Origin of the sequence: Enterobacter asburiae (assembly GCF_007035645.1) — a bacterium.
Lineage (GTDB): Bacteria > Pseudomonadota > Gammaproteobacteria > Enterobacterales > Enterobacteriaceae > Enterobacter > Enterobacter asburiae_B.
On sequence record NZ_AP019632.1, the window covers coordinates 1,832,396 to 1,851,258 of the forward strand.

General features: G+C 56.1%; 16 protein-coding genes. 7 read left to right on the top strand and 9 right to left on the bottom strand.

From position 1 onward, the window contains the following. Positions 1-5 precede the first annotated feature (5 nt). Positions 6-737: a flagellar brake protein YcgR gene (gene ycgR, locus FOY96_RS08720; RefSeq protein ID WP_023312174.1), complete on the bottom strand. Its 732-nt coding sequence runs from the start codon at positions 735-737 to the stop codon at positions 6-8. 208 nt (positions 738-945) lie between these two features. On the opposite strand from ycgR, the gene FOY96_RS08725 reads away from it, so the two are divergent. Together FOY96_RS08725 and FOY96_RS08730 are read left to right on the top strand one after the other, a co-directional pair. Beyond that, on the top strand, positions 946-1,200 hold the full coding sequence (locus FOY96_RS08725; protein WP_008502662.1) for a GlsB/YeaQ/YmgE family stress response membrane protein: 255 nt from the start codon (positions 946-948) through the stop codon (positions 1,198-1,200). Between the two features lie 113 nt (positions 1,201-1,313). Continuing rightward, entirely contained in the window at positions 1,314-3,416 is a 2,103-nt protein-coding gene (locus FOY96_RS08730; protein ID WP_094934708.1) for a TonB-dependent siderophore receptor, read from the top strand. A 497-nt stretch (positions 3,417-3,913) separates the two neighbouring features. Here the strand turns inward: FOY96_RS08730 and FOY96_RS08735 are convergent, their stop codons facing one another. Both FOY96_RS08735 and FOY96_RS08740 read right to left on the bottom strand, forming a co-directional pair. Then, positions 3,914-5,599: an alpha,alpha-trehalase gene (locus FOY96_RS08735; protein WP_058841376.1), complete on the bottom strand. Its 1,686-nt coding sequence runs from the start codon at positions 5,597-5,599 to the stop codon at positions 3,914-3,916. A gap of 102 nt (positions 5,600-5,701) precedes the next feature. Then, the gene (locus tag FOY96_RS08740) at positions 5,702-6,658 is read right to left on the bottom strand and encodes an AraC family transcriptional regulator (protein WP_143346847.1); all 957 of its coding nucleotides are present in this window, start codon (positions 6,656-6,658) and stop codon (positions 5,702-5,704) included. A 115-nt stretch (positions 6,659-6,773) separates the two neighbouring features. Between FOY96_RS08740 and FOY96_RS08745 the strand changes: the two genes are divergently transcribed. Beyond that, positions 6,774-7,961 carry an MFS transporter gene (locus tag FOY96_RS08745; protein WP_047741732.1) on the top strand — a complete coding sequence of 396 codons (1,188 nt, stop codon included), beginning with the start codon at positions 6,774-6,776 and terminating at the stop codon, positions 7,959-7,961. Between the two features lie 48 nt (positions 7,962-8,009). Here FOY96_RS08745 and FOY96_RS08750 read toward each other — a convergent pair whose 3' ends face one another. From FOY96_RS08750 to FOY96_RS08765, 4 genes are all read right to left on the bottom strand, one after another. Further along, on the bottom strand, positions 8,010-8,489 hold the full coding sequence (locus FOY96_RS08750; protein WP_143346848.1) for an Hcp family type VI secretion system effector: 480 nt from the start codon (positions 8,487-8,489) through the stop codon (positions 8,010-8,012). A gap of 209 nt (positions 8,490-8,698) precedes the next feature. Beyond that, the gene (locus FOY96_RS08755; protein WP_143346849.1) at positions 8,699-9,403 is read right to left on the bottom strand and encodes a hypothetical protein; all 705 of its coding nucleotides are present in this window, start codon (positions 9,401-9,403) and stop codon (positions 8,699-8,701) included. Positions 9,404-9,684: 281 nt separating this feature from the next. Then, entirely contained in the window at positions 9,685-10,695 is a 1,011-nt protein-coding gene (gene gap / locus FOY96_RS08760; protein ID WP_069302984.1) for a type I glyceraldehyde-3-phosphate dehydrogenase, read from the bottom strand. 78 nt (positions 10,696-10,773) lie between these two features. Next, positions 10,774-11,754, bottom strand: a complete 981-nt coding sequence (locus tag FOY96_RS08765; protein WP_143346850.1) for a GlxA family transcriptional regulator — start codon at positions 11,752-11,754, stop codon at positions 10,774-10,776. Between the two features lie 149 nt (positions 11,755-11,903). Here FOY96_RS08765 and FOY96_RS08770 point away from each other — a divergent pair, with 149 nt between their 5' ends. Both FOY96_RS08770 and FOY96_RS08775 read left to right on the top strand, forming a co-directional pair. Then, positions 11,904-12,875 (top strand): fatty acid desaturase, encoded by a 972-nt coding sequence (locus FOY96_RS08770; RefSeq protein WP_143346851.1) that lies wholly within the window; start codon positions 11,904-11,906, stop codon positions 12,873-12,875. Continuing rightward, positions 12,868-13,626: a phosphate/phosphite/phosphonate ABC transporter substrate-binding protein gene (locus FOY96_RS08775; protein WP_143346852.1), complete on the top strand. Its 759-nt coding sequence runs from the start codon at positions 12,868-12,870 to the stop codon at positions 13,624-13,626. Before FOY96_RS08770 ends, FOY96_RS08775 begins: the two co-directional genes overlap by 8 nt. On the opposite strand, the gene FOY96_RS08780 is transcribed toward FOY96_RS08775, so the two are convergent. Continuing rightward, a complete protein-coding gene (locus tag FOY96_RS08780) occupies positions 13,605-14,501 on the bottom strand; it encodes a LysR family transcriptional regulator (RefSeq protein WP_143347764.1) in 897 nt (298 codons plus the stop codon). The two genes, FOY96_RS08775 and FOY96_RS08780, sit on opposite strands and share 22 nt — an antisense overlap. Before the next feature lie 22 nt (positions 14,502-14,523). Continuing rightward, the gene (locus FOY96_RS08785; RefSeq protein ID WP_033145803.1) at positions 14,524-16,812 is read right to left on the bottom strand and encodes an FdhF/YdeP family oxidoreductase; all 2,289 of its coding nucleotides are present in this window, start codon (positions 16,810-16,812) and stop codon (positions 14,524-14,526) included. Between the two features lie 1,001 nt (positions 16,813-17,813). Between FOY96_RS08785 and FOY96_RS08790 the strand changes: the two genes are divergently transcribed. Together FOY96_RS08790 and tssJ are read left to right on the top strand one after the other, a co-directional pair. Next, positions 17,814-18,308 (top strand): hypothetical protein, encoded by a 495-nt coding sequence (locus FOY96_RS08790; protein WP_033145802.1) that lies wholly within the window; start codon positions 17,814-17,816, stop codon positions 18,306-18,308. A gap of 23 nt (positions 18,309-18,331) precedes the next feature. Continuing rightward, entirely contained in the window at positions 18,332-18,835 is a 504-nt protein-coding gene (tssJ, locus tag FOY96_RS08795) for a type VI secretion system lipoprotein TssJ (protein ID WP_023312162.1), read from the top strand. Positions 18,836-18,863 lie beyond the last annotated feature (28 nt).

The window sequence follows — 18,863 nt, forward strand, 5'->3', positions numbered from 1 at the left end:
TTTCTTCACAGGACCTTATTTGCGCGTTCCCGCGCCTCTCGCTCCAGGGAATAGATAATACGCTGAAGCTCACGCTCCGCGCCGGGCCCGACGTTCAGGAAACGGAAGCTCAGACGCGGCGTGGTAATGGTTTCATTTTTGCTGTCCACGACGGTGCGGTCGCTGATGGCAATCAGCTGTGCATCGAAATAAAAGCGACCCCAGCCCCCCATATCCAGTTCGATTTGCGTAAACCGCATGCCCTCTACCAGCCCGTCCGGTTTCGGCGTGTCCATCAGCGCGCCCATGCCGCCCAGCGACAGATCGAAGAGGCGGAAGCGGATCTCTTTTTTGTCCGGCATTTTGGCCTTACAAAAATAGGCGGGGTGAAGCGGGGCGCTGATGCGGAAATATTCACGACGCTGAACAAACCAGAGATTGGTCGGAAGCGGGGTAACAAAAGCCGGCAGTCCCTGGTATTCGCTCAGTTCCAGCCGCGACAGGACAAACTCCACTTTGGCGCCCTGCGTTTCGGCCATCACCGCGATATTCTCCGCTTTCAGCGCCGCGCGGTTTTCATACTCCTGACTGCCTAAATCAATCACCAGCCGATCCTGCGAGGCGTCAAGGATCTTGCTGATGAACTGATTATTCGACCAGCTGATGCGCAGCGGCACTTCACCTTTTTGCAGGTCGCGTAATACCCCTAATACAGCCAGCGGATTTTGCTTGAGGAACTGCTCACTGTAATGACTCACGCCGGATGGCTCCTTGATAGATGACAGACTGTCTTAGCGTTATCGGCAATCTGCAATGAAACTTAATACAAACCGGTGAGTTTTTTTTGCCTGTTTAACCAAAGATAAGTCGGTGAGATGAAAATGGTTTTCCGGCGATGACCTATACTTAAGTTAGCTGTGCAGAAGGTTTTCTGCGCACGCGTTAAACCTGCAAGAGGGCATCGCTATGGGTATCATCGCCTGGATTATCTTTGGTCTTATTGCTGGCGCTATCGCTAAACTGATCATGCCGGGAAACGATGGCGGCGGCTTTATTTTGACCTGTGTACTCGGGGTCGTTGGTGCGGTTGTGGGCGGCTGGCTGGCGACGATGTTTGGCTTTGGAGGCAACATAAGTGGTTTCGACCTGCACAGTTTTCTGGTCGCTGTCGTGGGTGCCATTGTGGTGCTGGGCATATTCAGGTTACTGCGACGAGCATAAATTGACGTAAACGGCTCTCTGCGGAGGGCCGTTTTTTTTGCCTGAGTATTGATTTGTTAATCTAAATGATAATAATTGTCGTTCCGTATTGCATCTAACAACAAGACGACATTATGAATACCTCACGTTTTACGCTTTGCGCTCTGGCAGGGGCCGTCACGCTGGCATTGCAGGTCCCGGCGTTTGCCGAAGAATCCACCATCGTCGTCACGGGCTCAGAGCAGGGCAGCGCGCTGCCGGCCTGGACGAACAGCGCCACGAAATCGGCCGTTGCCGAAAGTAAAACGCCGCAGGTCATCACGACCCTCTCTGCGCCGGAAATTGAAAAGCGTCATGCGAATTCGGTGAATGAAATCCTGCGCTATGCCCCGGGCGTCTCAACCGAGGTGCGGGGGAATACCTCCTACATGAGCGAATATAAAATTCGTGGCTTTACCGTCGACCAGGAGTTCTACAACGGGCTGCAGCTGCCCTATAACGTCACCGGCAATACCAAAGCGCGCATCGATCCGCTGCTGATCGACAGCGTTGATATCCTGAAAGGCCCCTCATCGGTCCTTTACGGCGGCGGTTCGCCGGGCGGGCTGGTGAATATTCAAAGTAAAAAACCGCAGCGGGAAGCCCGAACCGAAATCGGCGTTAACACCGGAAACCGTAATCTGAAAGAGGGATACCTCGATTCAACCGGGCAGATTGCCGACAGCGACTGGAACTACCGTCTGCTGGGCAAAGCCACGGAAAACGACGATCAGCCGCACACTACCCGGTATGAAAACTACCTGGTTGCGCCGTCCGTCACCTGGCAGCCCGACAGCAAAACCCGCCTCACCCTGGACGCGCTGGCGCAAAACACCCCGAGCCTGACGCCGTCTAATCCGCTGCCGCTCGCCTACCTGCGCTCGAAATATGCGGGCAAGCGCGATTATGCCGGAGACGAATGGAGCGGGTTTAAGCAGCGTCAGTGGATGCTGGGCTACAGCTTTGAACATGAATTTGACAGCGGCTGGGGCTTTAATCAGAAAGCGCGCTATTTCGACGTCGATACCCACCAGCGCAGCGTCTACGCGACAGGCACGGGAAGCGAGGCGTATCAGCTCAACCGCTTTGCCTACACCACCGATGAAGACCTTAAGAGCTTCAACATCGACAACCAGGTGACCAAAACCGTTGCCCTGGGCGACTGGAAACACCACCTGCTGGCCGGGTTTGACTATCAGAAGCTGAATTCCCATTTCCATTATCGCTACGCGTCGGCCACGCCGGGCATCGATATGCGGCATCCTGACTATTCGCAGATCCAGGAAAGCGCGCTGGGGCTCTATACTGCCCAGAAAAACCGTCTCAGCTATCAGCAGAACGGCTATTACTTACAGGATCAGGTAGAGTTTGGCGGCCTCAACCTGCTGGGCAGCCTGCGCTACGACGATTACCGCTCCGTTACTACCAACTACCTGCAAAACGGTGATAAAGCCTGGGTATCGCAGGATCGCGTCACCAAACGCCTGGGCGCGCTTTACGCCTTCGATAACGGGATTTCGCCGTTTATCAGCTATTCAGAAGGTTTCGCGCCGGTGTCGCCGCAGGGTACGCTCGTGGCGAAAGACGTCAAACCGACTACCAGCAAGCAGGTGGAAGGCGGGGTGAAATATTTGCTGGCCGACTACGCCACCACCTTTACCGCCTCGGTGTTTAACATCCGGCAGAAAAATGTCGTCACCTCCGATCCGGGCTTCCTGAACTATCGTCAGACCGGGGAAGTGGAATCCAAAGGGGCAGAGCTCTCCGCCATCAGCCGTCCGACGGACAACCTGACGCTGATTGCCAACTATGCGTACACCCACGCGATCAACCGGGAAGATGACAAATACAAAGGCAAACGTCCAACGCAGGTACCGGAGAATGCCTTCAACCTCTGGGGGGATTACACCTTTGACAACACGCCGCTGAAAGGACTGATGCTGGGGGCTGGGGCACGCTACACCGGGCCGATGGAAATCTCTCCGGCAAACGATGCGGGTAAGCTGGGGGGCACCACGCAGTACGATCTGGCGGCTTCCTACCGGATGGGTGAAATCCTGCCCTCGCTGGCAGGGCTAACGCTTAAGGCCAGCGCGCAGAACATCACTAATAAAGAGACGCTGACCTGCTACGACGCGACCAACTGCTGGATTGGGCGTGACAGGACGTATCAGCTAGGGGCGAGTTATAGTTTCTGACGATCGTTTCCCTTTCCCGGTGCTGAGGGATCTCCAGTAAATTTTTAACCAGAAGCGATTTTGTATTTTTAAAGTGAAACGATTTATTCGCAGCGACGCCATGGTCCGGCTGTAAATCGCTGAGGCGTTTCCTGAAGGCCGGGGCGAGGCGCATGGATGCGCCGAGAGGGCGGGCTTTACAGGGACGTTACCTCCGCCCGTCCCCGATAAGCCGGAAGGAATAAGACGAGGGCACCGCGAAGCGGCGATTTACCGCCGGGAGCCCGGGTAGCCAGGGTGGTGGCGATTGAGCCACCCTGGCACGTTCACAGATCATGTCGTTAAAGAGTAGCAAGGAACATAAAGTGAACGGAATGACCACCGCAGTCGTATGTTCCCCTCACCATAACCCTCTCCCCAAAGGGGCGAGGGGATTGTTGGCTACTCGCATTAATTTGTGAGGATTAGAGCCAGCACGCGCAGGCCGGGGAAGGCGTAGCCGCCACCCGGCAATACCCTTACTGCGCCGCAGCTTTCACCGGCGCAGCTTCCTCATTCGCCGCAGGCTGATTCTCCGGCACGCTGTCGCACGGTTTTGCTTTCGGACAGACCCGATCCAGCATTTTCAGCGTCACGCCGTTACTCCAGCCGAAGCCGTCCTGCAGCGGATACTCACCGCCGCCGCCGCCCGTACCGGTTGTCGAGACGTCATACTTCTCGACCAGTTTCTTTTCGCGGTCGTAAGTATGCTGAACGTTCTTCAGGAAGCGCCAGGTCACGTCCATCGAGACCTTCTCCTGTCCGTAATTCTGCAGCCCTTCCGCCGCCACCCACTGCAGCGGGGCCCAGCCGTTTGGCGCATCCCACTGCTGGCCGCTATTGACGGTGGTGGTCGCAATACCGCCCGGCTTCAACAGGCGCGACGAGGTTGCCGCGGCGACTTTATCGGCCCGGTCCTGCGCCGCCGCCTTCACGTAAAGCGGGAACAGGGCTGCCGCCGTGAGCTGATTGCGTACCTTCTTGCTTTTCAGATCGTAATCCGCGTACCAGCCCTCTTTATCATTCCACAGGTGGCTCTCGATGGCTTTCTGACGCGCCGTTGCCAGCGCCTCGTATTTACTTGCGCTGGCGGCGTCGCCACTCTCCTGGCTTGCCCGCGCCAGCAGTTTTTCCATCTTGAACATCAGGGCGTTCAGGTCCACGGGGACAATGCTGGTGGTCCGGATGGTGCCGAGCTTTTGCGGATCGTCCATCCAGCGCGAGCTAAAGTCCCAGCCCGAGGCCGCAGCGGAACGCAAATCACGGTAGATCTCGGTCGCAGGCCGGTTAGGGTTACTTTTGGCGGTATTCACGTCGTCAAGCCAGGACTCCGGGCGCGGGGTATCGCGGTCGTCCCAGTAGCGGTTGAGGATAGCGCCGTCGTCCAGCTTCACCACGCGTTTGTTAGCCTGCCCCGGCTGAAGGGCGTCGACGCCGTCCATCCAGTAGGCATACTCTTTCTCCATCTGCGGGCGGTACTTCTTCAGCGCATCGCTGTCGTGGGTCGCCAGCAGTTCAACCATCATTGAGAAAAACGGCGGCTGGGAGCGGCTCAGGTAATAGCTGCGGTTGCCGTTGGGAATGTGGCCGAAGGTGTCAATCTCATACGCAAAGTTATCCACCATGTCGCTGATTTTGTCCCAGTGTTCGCTCTCCGCCAGGCCCAGCATGGTGAAATAGCTGTCCCAGTAGTAGACCTCGCGGAAACGGCCGCCGGGCACAACGTAAGGTTTGGGTAACGGCAGAAGGGAATCCCATTTGTTGCTGGCTTTATCCGTGGTGCGCGTCAGCACGGGCCAGAGATCGTCGATGTGCTCACGTAAACTTTGTCCAGCAGGCGGAACATATTTTTCCCCTTCCGCAGGGAGCGTAAAGTTCATCTCGACAAAGTGGCGTAAGTCAAAGCTGGACTGCGCGTGCTGCATCCGGTAATCCGCCAGAATCATCAGCGGGTCGCTTTTGGGGACGGCATCAGCAAAGGTTTTCTGATCGGGAAACAGTTTGGCGCTTTGCACATCGTTAAACAGAGGGCCCAGCAAAATATCGGGTGAGGTTGTCTGGGCTGCGGGGCTATCATCGGCATAACCGCAAGTCGTGACGCCGAGCAGCGCGCCTCCTAACGCAAGGGGCAAGAACGCGGGGCGTAGTGTACGAGGTCTTATCATCAGTTCGTCTCCTGTCTTCACTAAACAGCGTGACCGCTGTTGTCAATCACCTGAAAACCTTAGACGAATATTGCCCGCTTCGCGTTAATAATTGCCTGCCCGTCAGACCTCTTCCGGCGTCTGGCTGGCTTCCCGCAGCGTGCCCGGCGCATGTCCTATGATGCGCTTAAATGCCCGGCTAAATGCCGCCAGAGAGCCGTACCCCAGCCGCAGCGCGACGGTTTCAATCGGCTGATTTTCGTGGCGAATGTACTGGATGGCCAGCCGCATCCTCAGCTCGCTGAGATATTTTGCCGGGGTGGTTCCCGTCGCGGCCAGAAACCGTTCGGCGAACACGGAACGGGACGTGCCCGCTTCTTTTGCCAGATCCGCCACGCTCCAGTTCAGGCCGGGCTGCTGGTGCATGGCGTAAATGGCCCGGCTCAGGCGCGGGTCGCGCAGAACCTGCACCCAGCCGGTGGCTTTACCACAGCCGCCATCAACCCAGCCGCGCACGATTAACGCCGCCACCACGTCGGCCAGACGCGCAAGGATCCCGGCGTATCCGGCCTGACGCGACACGGACTCCCGCTCCATCGCCGCCAGCAGCGGGTGGATCTCCGGCCAGGTGGACATCAGCCGGCTGACCATCATCACTTCCGGCATTGCCTTGATCAGCGGCTGCATCCCGCCCAGCTCAAAATCCATGCATCCGCTAAAGATGATGGTGTTCTCGCTTTCCGGGCAGGGCTCGCAGGTGATGGCACACACCGAGCTGCAGATGGGCTCGCTGGGAAAGGCATTGATGGGCGTAATGGTTGCCCGCTCGTCAGAGAGCAGGGCATGGGAATTACCGCAAGGAATAAAAAGGGCATCGCCGCTGCTCAGTTCGAACGTCGCACCGCTTTCCATTCGCAGCAGGGCGCTACCGTGGCTCACAAAATGAAACTGCGCCCTACCGGGCGCCTGATGGAACGCGACGCCAAACGGCGCGCTGGCCTGGATCCGCCGGTATTTCACACCTGACAGACGCATGCCGCGTAAAAGTTCGCTGATCAGATCGGGTGACTGTACGGTCATGGCGCAACTCCGGACGAATAATCAATAAGTGGAGATTATATGTCATAGATCGTCCAGGGTGAACCTTCTATGCTTTTGCGACAGTTGTCACATTTTTATAACGGGAGAAAAACAGATGAATTCATGTGTCGCGGCGAGCGAGGCGGTAGCGCCTGCAAAACCCGCCTGGCGGGCCGTCTATTCACTGGGGCTGGGGGTGTTTGGTTTGATTACGGCAGAATTTCTGCCCGCCAGTTTGTTAACGCCGATGGCCGCGAGCCTGGGCGTGAGTGAAGGAATGGCCGGACAGGCCGTCACCGCCACCGCGCTGGTTGCGCTGGTAACCGGACTGCTGATTACGCCGGCGACCAAAAGCATCGACCGCCGCTGGGTGCTGATGTTTTTCTCGGTCCTGCAAATTATCTCCAGCCTGCTGGTGGCCTTTGCGCCCAACCTGCACGTCCTGCTGATGGGGCGTTTGCTGCTCGGGATAGCCATCGGCGGATTCTGGGCGATGTCGACGGCGACCACGATGCGTCTGGTTCCGGCGGATAAAGTGCCGAAGGCGCTGGCGGTGATATTTTCCAGCGTATCGATAGCCACGGTGGTCGCGGCGCCGCTCGGCAGCTACCTGGGCAGCCTGATCGGCTGGCGCAACGTCTTTGTGCTCTGCATTCTGCCGAGCATGCTGGCGCTGCTGTGGCAGCTCTGGGTCCTGCCGTCCATGAAGCCGGAGAGCAGCGGCAGCCTGAGTACGCTGTTCCGCGTGCTGCGTCGTCCGGGGATGATCGGCGGCATGCTGGCGACCATCCTGATTTTCAGCGGCCATTTCGCCTTCTTTACCTACCTGCGCCCGTTCCTGGAAACGGTGGGGCAGGCGAGCGTGGAGACCATTTCGCTGATCCTGCTGGGCTTTGGGCTCGCCAACTTTGTCGGCACCTCCGTTGCCGGGCATCTGCTGGCGCGTAATCTGCGCCTGACGCTGGCGCTGGTGCCGTTCGCGATGGGCGTTCTCGCGCTCACGATGGTGGCGTTTGGTCATCTGGCGATGCTGGACGGGTTCCTGGTCGCGCTGTGGGGCTTTGCATTTGGTCTGGTTCCGGTGGGCTGGTCAACCTGGCTTGCCACAACCGTTCCGGATGAAGCCGAAAGTGCAGGCGGGCTGCTGGTGGCCTCAATTCAGCTGGCAATAAGTGCCGGTGCGGCCGGGGGTGGCGCGGTATTTGACCTCAACGGCGCCAGCGGCGTATTCGCCGGAAGCGGCCTTCTGCTGGTAACGGCGATGGTGATTGTGCTTATGGGCGTGAAAGTGAAAGCAGAGTGAGCCTTTTCCCTCTCCTTTGGGAGAGGGACTTAAGGGGTGTTCATTGTTCTATGCTGTTGCTCTTTCATTCCAGGTGTCTTTGAACATGATATTCCCGTCGCAATATTTCCATTCAATCGATTCATAGCGAAGTTCGACTTCTTCCATATGTGCACTTGCGATACCGAGCGGGTGCAATACTGGAGAGATCCTCGTTATCTTTACGTTTTCCAGAGTGATATTGAAGTATTCGCGCTCAATACCGGCGTCATCAATTTTATACATTTTGATTAATGCCGTTTTGAAGGTTTTACCTGTACATACGGCACGAAAAAGATGGGGTGTGATGCGATCTATTTCTTTTTCAAAGGTGATTGGAACATGAAGGCGTGTCCCGGTTAGTTTTCCCGTGTTGGAACTGGTGGGGATCCAGACGGAGTGATTAAACGATTTGAGTTCGGTAGAGCCCAATCTGGTAGGCATTAAACACTCGCCTGAAACGGGCGCGTTATTTTCATCAGTAAACCATATATGTGCTGGTTTAGACATGTTTCATCCTTTTGGCTCGTAGAAGTACGCTATATAAAAAACAATCACAACAATAGCCCCAATGATAAGTATTGCGGTTTGGTCATCCTCGATGAAGGTAGCTGGTATCGTTGATAAGATCACAATGACAAAAATTGTGCCATATGCTTTCAAATCATTCTTCCAGTCTTCGATAATAAGTTTAATGATACTCTTAATGAATTCTCGCATTATTGGGCCATTTTTATAAATGCATTCGTAATATCATTGTCTGACGCTGTATAAATATTCAGATAGCCAGCTTTCATTATTACGGGTTCGATGAGAAAGAACATCATTTCAATATTTTCCATATATAATGCATGGTAAAATAACGGAAGGTTTTTTTTAAGATTATTGGCACTGTCGGCAGCGTGTTGAATCATTGCATAACCGTTTAACACTAAAAATACGCCACCTGTTCTCCCTGCAACTTTTGTCATTAACACCCTTTGCACTGCGGTATTCATTTGATTGCTATAACATATGTACTTTGTAACAGCATAAATTAAGCCGAATTTCGAAGCTTGTTTAACTGAATAATTGGTTGTGAAGGGTATGACTTTCTGGAGTATGCTTTTTTTCTCATCTTCACTTCTGTTTTTAAGCATTGTTTCTAAATATATCTTAACCATGCGGAAGATTAAATCTCTGTGTTTAACTAATTCTACAACACCAAAAATGAACCTCTTGTCTTCTGAACGCAATTGTGAACAGACATCCTGATAATTGTCTGTAAAGCAAGACGTATAATAAAGCAATCGCGTGGTAGCATCACCAAGATTATTTAAATATTCGTTGGCACCGTCCTTTACTCCCGCGACGGCGCGATCGAGCCTTAATGCAAGATCTTTATCGGATCCAATTCTTTCTATAATTTCCTTGCTGTAATACATAATATGGTCCTGTTGTATGCAGGGTGTATCATGGTCTACGCTATCGTCTAAGGACAGTGATCGGACTCGCACTTTTAAACGTAAAGTAAAGAATAAACATTAACCTATTTTCTAAGTTAATTGGTGCGTTTTTATAATTGATGCGATGAATTAGAAAGAGTTAAATAAACTTGAGATTATTGAGAATTATATATTCAGCGAGGAATGGGGAGATATTACTGGATGATGACATAATTTGTAGGCCGGGTAAGCGCAAGCGCCACCCGGCATCACGGTAAGACTTACAGCCCTTTCTTATCCATCCACTCCGCCAGATCAACCAGGCGGTTAGAGAAGCCCCACTCGTTGTCATACCACGCCAGGATCTTCACCATGTTCCCGCCAATCACCAGCGTGGAAAGCCCGTCGATAATCGAGGAGCGTGGGTCGCCCTGGTAATCGCTGGAGACCAGCGGTTCATCGCTATAGCCCAGAATGCCTTTCAGAGGCCCGCTGGCGGCCGCGTTGCGGAACGCGTCATTCACCTCTTCGGCGGTTACGTTACGGCTCAGCGTTACCGTTAAATCCACAATCGACACCACCGGCACCGGCACGCGCAGGGAGTACCCGGTCAGTTTGCCGTCCAGAGAGGGGATCACTTTCCCCAGCGCTTTTGCCGCGCCGCTGGAGTAAGGCACAATCGACAGCGCCGCCGCGCGCGCGCCGCGCAGATCTTTCTCCGGCTGATCGTGCAGCGCCTGGCTGTTGGTGTAGGCGTGCGTGGTATTCATCAGGCCATGCTCAATCCCGAACTGCTGATGCAGAACCTGAGCGGCCGGTGCCAGACCGTTCGTGGTGCAGCTCCCGTTACTCACCACCGCGTGACGGGCGGGATCGTACTGCTCGTGATTAACCCCCATCACAATCGTCAGGTCGTCGTTCTTCCCGGGAGCGGAAATGATGACGCGCTTGGCGCCGCCGTGGGTGATATGCACCGCCGCTTTTTCCCGCTCGGTAAAGAAACCGGTGGCCTCAATCACCACGTCAACGCCGACGTCACGCCACGGGATATTCGCCGGATCGCGTTCGCTAAATACGGCGATCCGCTGCCCGTCTACCTGCAGCGCGCCGTCTGCCGCTTCAACCGGGGCGGGAAGCTTGCCCAGAAGGGAATCATGTTTCAGCAGGTGGGCGAGGGTTTTACTGTCCGTCAGATCGTTAATGGCCACAATCTGCAGATCCGGGTTACCCAGCGCCGCGCGCAGGAAATTACGTCCGATACGGCCGAAACCGTTAATACCGACCTTAACCATGGTGCACTCCTTATCTCTGTTGTCTGGAGTCACTGTAGGCGTCGGGCCCTTTGGCGTAAATGACAAAAAAGGATCAGATTACGCCATTTTGCGGCAGTGGAAGCGCTGGCGGTACTCGCCGGGCGTGAGGTGGAGCTGTTTCTCAAAGATGCGGCGCAGGTTAATGCTGGTGCCAAACCCGCTTTGCTCGGCAACGCGCTCAAGGGAGTCATGGGTCTGCTCAAGCAGCTGGCGGGCCGCGGCCAGACGCGCTTCGGTTACGTAGCGGGCCGGAGAAACTCCCGCGTCGCGGGTAAACACGCGGGTGAAATTACGCGGGCTCATCGCCGCTTTCTCGGCCAGATTTTCCACGCACAGGTCGGCGGTGAGGTTCTGCAGGATCCAGGCTTGCAGTTCGCTTATCGGGCCCGATGTGCCGGGCTGCTGCAGGCTGTAACGGCTGAACTGCAGCTGGCCGCCGGGACGGCGCAGGTACATCACCATGTCCTGCGCCACGTCGCGGGCGAGGGTAAATCCGTAGTCGTCTTCCACCAGCGCCAGGGTCAGATCGAACCCGGAACTCACGCCGCCGGAGGTCCAGATGGGGCCATCCTGAATATACAGCGGACCGCCTTCGACGTGGATAGCCGGATACTGGACTTGCATCGTCTCCAGCAGCCGCCAGTGGGTGGTCGCACGGCGACCGTCCAGCAGGCCGGTCTGGGCCAGCAGCATCGCGCCGCCGCAGATGGAGGCTACCCGCCGGGCGTGCGGCGCAGCGAGGTGCAGCCAGTCCACCACCGCCGTGCTCTCCTGCTCGTTCATGCCGCGTCCGGTGATGATAATGGTGTCCAGCGGTTCACGCGGGTCCAGCTCCGGCAGGCGATAGTCCGCCAGCAGATTCAGGCCGGACTGGCCGTGGATCACCTGGTGAGGCTGGGTGGTGGCGATGATAATCCGGTAGCGCGGCTGCGCAAGCCCTTCCGGATGCAGCCGGTTGGCCTGCATCAGAATGTCGGCGATACCGGCGGCTTCAAACAGCATGCCGCCGTCGGGAACAATAATCAGGATCTTCTTCATGTCCTGAAAAGTACCTTTATCACAGAATAAGTCAAGCAGCGCGTGCGCCCCACGTTTCTGGCAAAGCAATGCGATTTAAGTTCTTTGTTATTTCAGGCGTTATCCCCGATCGTCAGAGAATTATCTCTGGCGAAACGGCGTCTGAAGGAATGAGTCAACGAAGCTCCCTCTATTTACATCCGCAACAACGCGAACAAATCCGCCACCTTGCATCGGGTTTTTTATGGCGCAGCGAACTGCCCACGTGGCTGTTGATTATCACTATTTATGCAGGCTGGTTTGCCACGCTGGCGTTCTGGCAAACGCTCGGCCTGCTGCCCGCCACGCTCCTGCTCATCGGGTTTACCGCCTGGTACATGTCCCTGCAGCATGAGCTGATCCACGGGCACCCCACGCGTTTTGCCTGGCTCAACCAGCTGTTTGGCACGCTCCCGCTGGCGGTCTGGTATCCGTATGGCCTGTACCGGGACTCCCATCTCGCCCATCATCGGCACCATAGCCTGACCCATCCGGTGGATGACCCGGAGTCGTACTATTTTACCGACGAGAGCTGGGCGCGCTTTTCCCCCTGGCAGAAACGTATGATTCGGGCGCGGAATACCTTCGCCGGGCGGCTGATGCTGGCCCCGCTGCTGGATATCCTTCAGACGCTGGGCAGCGCTGCGGCGGCGTTTCGTCACCTTCAGCTGCGGGCAATGTCAATGTGGCTGATTCACGTTTTGCTGCTGGTGGCGCTCTTCGCCTGGATGACGCATACCGGCTTTTCACCCGTCTGGTTCGTGCTGGCGGTCAGCTATCCGGCGCTGGCGCTGACCAAGATCCGATCGTTTTTCGAACATCGCGCGGCGGACGACCCGCTGGCGCGCTCCGTTATTAATGAGGCGGGGCTGTTCTGGCGGGTGCTGTTTTTGAATCTCAACTACCATTCAGTACATCACGATCTGCCGGGCGTTCCCTGGTACGGGCTGAAGGCCATCTACGAGCAAAACCGGGAGGCGTACCAGCAGCGAAACCACGGTTTTCTCGTCAGGGGCTATGGTGAATGGCTGCGTCAGTTCTGGGCCAGGCCCGTCGACGTCACCGTTCATCCCGCAAAACAACAGGGGGAAGGGTATGAGTAACCTGCTGGCGTTTCCCATGTATGCCGTGGATCGCGCCAATACCCGCGCGCTCTGGCTGGCGGTAAAGGGGCTGCTGGCCGCGCGCGGTGTGTTCGTCGATCGCGATCCCGGCTGGCCGGAGTCCGATCTGCTGAGGCACTGGCAACAGCCTGCGCTTATCCTCAGCCAGACCTGCGGTTATCCGCTGGTCACGCAGCTCCCGGACGTGCAGGTGGTCGGCTGTTTTCACTACGCGGCGCCGGGCTGCGAAGGGATCCAGTACCGCAGCTTTCTGGCGGTGCGCGAGGAGGATCGGCACCTGACGCTGGCGGGTTTTCGCGGACGTCGGGCGGTCTGTAATTCCCCGGATTCCCAGTCCGGCTACAATGCGCTGCGGAAAATAGTGGTTCCCCTGGCGAGCGGCGGTCCCTTTTTCGCGCAAACGTCCTTCAGCGGCAGCCATCGCCAGTCGCTGATTGATGTGAAACGCGGGGCGTGGGATATTGCGGCCATCGACTGCGTGACCTGGGCACTGCTGCAGCGCCATGAGCCGGAACGCCTTGCGGGACTGGCGGTCATTGACCGCACCCCGCTGACGCCGGGACTGCCCCTGATCACCTCGCATAACACCTCGCCTGAAACGCTTAACGCCATTCGCGATGCGCTCCACGCGCTGGTCAGTTCACCGGAACATCGGGAGATTTGCGACGCGGTGCTGATCGGCGGCTTTAGCGTGGTGACGCGCGAGGCCTACGCCTCATTGACCGCGTGATAAATCTCCTGCGCGTCTGTAAAACAGCGCAGCGCCAGCGAGGAGACGGGCTTCTGTCTGCGCATAATCAGGCCGACGGGAGCCTCAATGTTCGCGTCGGCGATGGGCACAATCCTGAAGTTGCTGTTCAGTGCCTCCAGCCCGTTGTTCAGCGGCATGACGGCGCAGCACACGCCGCTCTGAACCGCCTGAATGATCTGGAACGTCGAGTCGCTTTCGAAAACGGACGTGGGTTCGATGCCGGCAGATTTAAAGCTGGCCTCCATATGCGCCCGGTAGTGCATCCCTTTAGTCAGGAACCCCAGCGGAAAATCCGTCAGGTCGTGCCACGTCAGCGTTGCCTGGCCGAGCTGGAAATGGCGGACGTCGTGCAGAAGGCCCATCTTTGTTTTTGGCAGCTGGATAATGTCAAACAGGCTGGTGTCGATGCTGTTGAGGTAGCAAATTCCCAGCTCAAGCTGATTGCGGCTGACGCCGTCGGCGATCTGCGCTGAGGACATGGAATAGAGGCTGTAGGTCAGCTCCGGGTATTTTTGGGTTAGCTGGCGAATAAAGATCATCGGATCCACGCTCGCCAGCGGCACCATCCCCAGACGTAATTCGCCCACCACCTGGCCTTTGCACAGCGCGGCTTCCGCCTGTAACCCGTCGTGTGCGGCAATCAGGGCGCGGGCCCACGCGAGGATGCGTTCCCCCTCCGGCGTAAACCCTTCAAAGCGCTGCCCGCGCACGATCAGCACCAGCCCCAGCTCCTCTTCCAGGCTGCGGATGCGCATGGAGAGTGTCGGCTGGGTGACGTTGCACTGCGAGGCCGCTTTACCAAAGTGCCGGGTCTCGTCGAGTGCGATTAAATATTTTAACTGTTTAATATCCATCATTATCTCTGCGCGAGCAGCCTTACAGCATGCGGATCTCTTTCGAGCGCAGGGTGATGCGAACCGGAACGGATTTATAAGACGGCGTACCGCTGTCCTTATCCAGATAATCAAGCGGTACCAGCACGTTGGCCTCCGGGTAATAGGCGCCGACGGTGCCCGGCGCGATGCTGTACGCCACCACGGTAATGTCCTTCAAACGCTGGACGCTGCCGGGGAGGGCGGTTTCGATATCCACGCGGTCGCCGTGTTCCAGGCCTGACTGCGCCATATCGTCTTCGTTCATAAACAGCACGTCGCGGCGGCCAAACACGCCGCGGTAGCGGTCGTCCAGCGCGTAAATGGTGGTGTTGTACTGGTCGTGGCTGCGCAGCGTGATTAACCGCAGAACGTGCTCACCTTCGCCGCTGGCGTTCTCGTGAACGCCGTCGAACACCGAGAACATCGCTTTTCCCGTCGCCGTTGGCCAGATGCGTTGCGTCGGCGGCAGCGGCATACGGAAGCCCCCGGGAACGCGGATCCGCGCGTTGTAATTCTCAAAGCCCGGAATGGTCTGCTCGATCAGATCGCGGATCCGGTCGTAATCTTCTACCAGCGTCAGCCAGTCCACGCGGGTTTCCGGCAGCGTGGCTTTCGCCATGCCGGCGACGATAGCCGGTTCCGAACGGAGCAACGGTGAGGCGGGCTTCAGCTTGCCGGACGAGGCGTGCACCATCGACATGGAGTCTTCGACGGTAATGGACTGACGGCCGGTGGCCTGGAGATCCAGCTCGGTGCGGCCGAGACACGGAAAGATAAAGGTCTCTTTGCCCACCAGCAGATGGGTACGGTTGAGCTTGGTCCCGACGTGCACGCTCAAATCCAGGTTACCCATCGCCGGAAAACCCCGCTCGTGATCGGGCATCGCGACGGCAAAATTACCCCCGAGGCAGATGAGCGCCTTCGCGCGGCCGTCGATCATCGCCTGCGTGGCCTGCACCGCATCGTGTCCGTGGTGAGACGGCGGCTCAAAGCCGAAAACGTCCTTCAGACGGTTCAGGAAGGCCGGGGTAGGCTTCTCGCTGATCCCGACGGTGCGGTTACCCTGAACGTTAGAGTGGCCGCGCAGGGGGCAGATTCCCGCGCCGGGCTTGCCGATGTTTCCGCGCAGCAGCAGCAGGTCAGCGATCAGGCGGACGTTCGCCGTACCTTTATTGTGCTGGGTAATACCCATCCCGTAGGTAATGATGGTGGCATTTGATTTCGCATAGGCGTCGGCCACCTTTTTGAGTGCCGCCCGGTTCAGGCCCGACTCGCGCTCGATCTCGTCCCAGCGGGTTTGCGCGATATCGGCGGCGAAGTCCTCAATGCCCTGGGTGTGTTCGGCAATAAACGCATGGTCGAGCACGTCACCGCGTTCGGCCTCCATTTCCAGCAGATGTTTGGCAATGCCTTTCAGCGCGGCGGCATCGCCCCCGGCCTTCACCTGGAAATAGGTCGAGGCGATATCCGTTGAGCCGTAGGTCGCCATTTCAATCACGCTTTGCGGGTCGGCGAAGCGTTCGAGGGCGCGCTCGCGCAGCGGGTTAAAGACGATAATCGGCACGTTGCGACGGGCCAGCTCGTGGAGCGTCCCCATCATTCGCGGATGGTTGGTGCCGGGGTTGTGGCCGATGGAGATCACCAGCTCGGTCTTATCGAAGTCGTCCAGCGAGACGGTGCCTTTCCCGATGCCAATCGAACGCGGCAAACCGACGCTGGTGGCCTCGTGGCACATATTCGAGCAGTCGGGGAAGTTATTGGTGCCGTATTCGCGAGCGAACAGCTGGAACAGATACGCCGCTTCGTTAGAGGCGCGTCCGGAGGTATAGAACTCGACCTGGTCCGGTTCGAGCCCGCGCAATACTGCGCCGATGCGGTGAAACGCCTCTTCCCAGTCGACGGGCCGGAAGGTATCGCTTGCCCGGTCATAGCGCAGGGGATGCGTCAGTCGACCGTAGCCTTCCAGTTCAAAGTCCGATTTTGCCAGCAGCGAGGAGACGCTGTTTTCGGCCAGAAACGCGGGGGTAACGCGCTTGCTGGTGGCTTCCCAGGTCACGGCTTTGGCGCCGTTCTCGCAGAACTGGAACGTCGACTTGTGTTCTTTATCCGGCCACGCGCAGCCCGGGCAGTCGAAACCGTCAGGCTGGTTGGTGCGCAGCAGCGTGGCGGGAGCGTCCAGGGTATCCATTTGGGTACGTACCGCGATGGCCGTCGCTTTTAACGCGCCCCAGCCTCCGGCAGGACCGTCATAGTGTCTGATACCCGGCACCGAGCGTCTTTTCTTATTCATACCCACTCCTGATTTCTTCGGTCACACAACGTCTGAACCCATAAAAACGCTGCAAAGGACAATAAGTGAAAGCAATGACGACCGGATGGCTATGCGCATGCGGTGTAGAAAAATGCTTTATCTTAAATTCGTTTTATTACAGCGATTTATCAGATCTGATGTTTAAATATTTAAAGAAATTATAACGAAATTTTATCATTTTAATAATAAATCTTATCTATCACACGGTAGGCAAGATAGATGGGGCGAGCAGGAGAGGGTGTAGCAGCAATAAAATTTCGAATGAAGGCTGCGGGCGGCAGCAATAAACACGGGTCGCTGCTGGCGGGCTATTGCGAGCATTTTTGGCTGCGATAATGTCAGGATGGTTAACTCAGGCTTAATGATTAAAGGATAAAATTCAGGCCTGGCCGGATAATTGTCGCAACGCGAAATATAAAGTTATTTTGAGGCGTAAAATTAACGTCGTGCAACATAAGTGAAATAGTCACATTCACGTTAACGCGTGCATTCAATATTAAAGTTACCCTGTTAGTGCAACAAATAATTCATCTTTCACATATTCTGCTGACCTCACCAATACGCGAATTCTACTAATTATGGTAGTGGTGATAATAGCCATATTGCGTTAATGAAAGTGGTTATCTTTTGTATTTTTTGTATATAAAACAAATGATTGCAATGTTTTGTGGCTAAGAAATAAAAGGGTGTAGGTCATATCGGGTTTTTTCATAGGATTAATCCTATAATTTTCCGACTGCTTCATTTACCAACAGTTACGTACCGGTAAATATTGAATTGAGACGAAGCTCATGTAAACTTGTTTACCGTTTGTCAAAATATGTCAGGAAGACACTGGGCCTTATTCTGAAGGGCTCGTGCGGTAGCTATGCCCTTAAAATAGTAACGCCCCGAAAATATCCTGGCTATTTTAACAATAGCACCTAAGTCAAACTTCACTCCCTTATCTTCATCATCGAAATATCGCTACGGAAAAGCATATGAAAATGCGCGTACTGTTTTCACTTCTGTTTGTAATGGCGGTGGCGGGCTGTAAAGCGCCGCAGAAACCTGTGATCAACGACGATACGATCGAGACCAGCCAGGTCAACGGCGTGACCTTAACCCACCGTCACGCTGTGACGCCGCCGGCGGAGTTCAACCCGGTCAACGAACCGTATCGCGCCATGTATCCAGCCTCCCTGATGAGCCGTCCTGACTTCGGCGGCAAAGTTATCCGCACTCTCGACACCGGAAAAACGTACGTGGTGCTGGGTCAGGTTGAACATTACTGGATGGCGCTTGCCGATGAAGGCAACGATCAGCTGATTGGTTACGTCCCGATGCGCGCCGTGATCAAGGCCGACCTGTACGACGCCGCCGTGCGTAAACAGGCCATTCGTCCGAAGGCGCGTAAAAAAGCGACCTGTGTCGACGTCGATGGCAACAGCAAAGCCTGCAAAGACAGCGCTAACGGTACCTGGATCCTGAACTAAACGGCTTGCATGAGCGCATTTTTATGAATAATAAAAATTTTCATAAGCTGTGGTTATTCTTTTACGCGGTGATTTTCGCCCTGGTCAGTGGTTGTACGTCGTCTTCACACAGCGACCCCTCCCGCTACAATCTGCAGTTTCAGGCTCATCCACAAATCAACGAATCTGCGCCGCTTAAGGTCCGGGTGTTGTTGCTGAAATCCGATGCGGATTTCATGTCCAGCGACTTCTACTCCCTGCAGAACAACGCGTCAGCCACGCTAGGCGCGAATCTGCTGAACAGCGACGTGTTCTTCCTGATGCCGGGACAGCTGTCCAAAACCCTCAGCGGGCAAAGCTCTCCGGAGGCCCGCTACATCGGCGTGATGGCGGAGTATCAGATGCTGGATGGCAAAAAATGGCGCGTTTCACTCCCTCTGCCTGTGCCTGGCGAAAATCATATCTACCAGTTCTGGAAATGGTCCGCGGATGAACTTCAGGCCAACGTTTTTCTCGACGTGAACGGCATTCGGGTCATCAGCCAGTAACGCGCTTCAACACAGGAAACACATCATC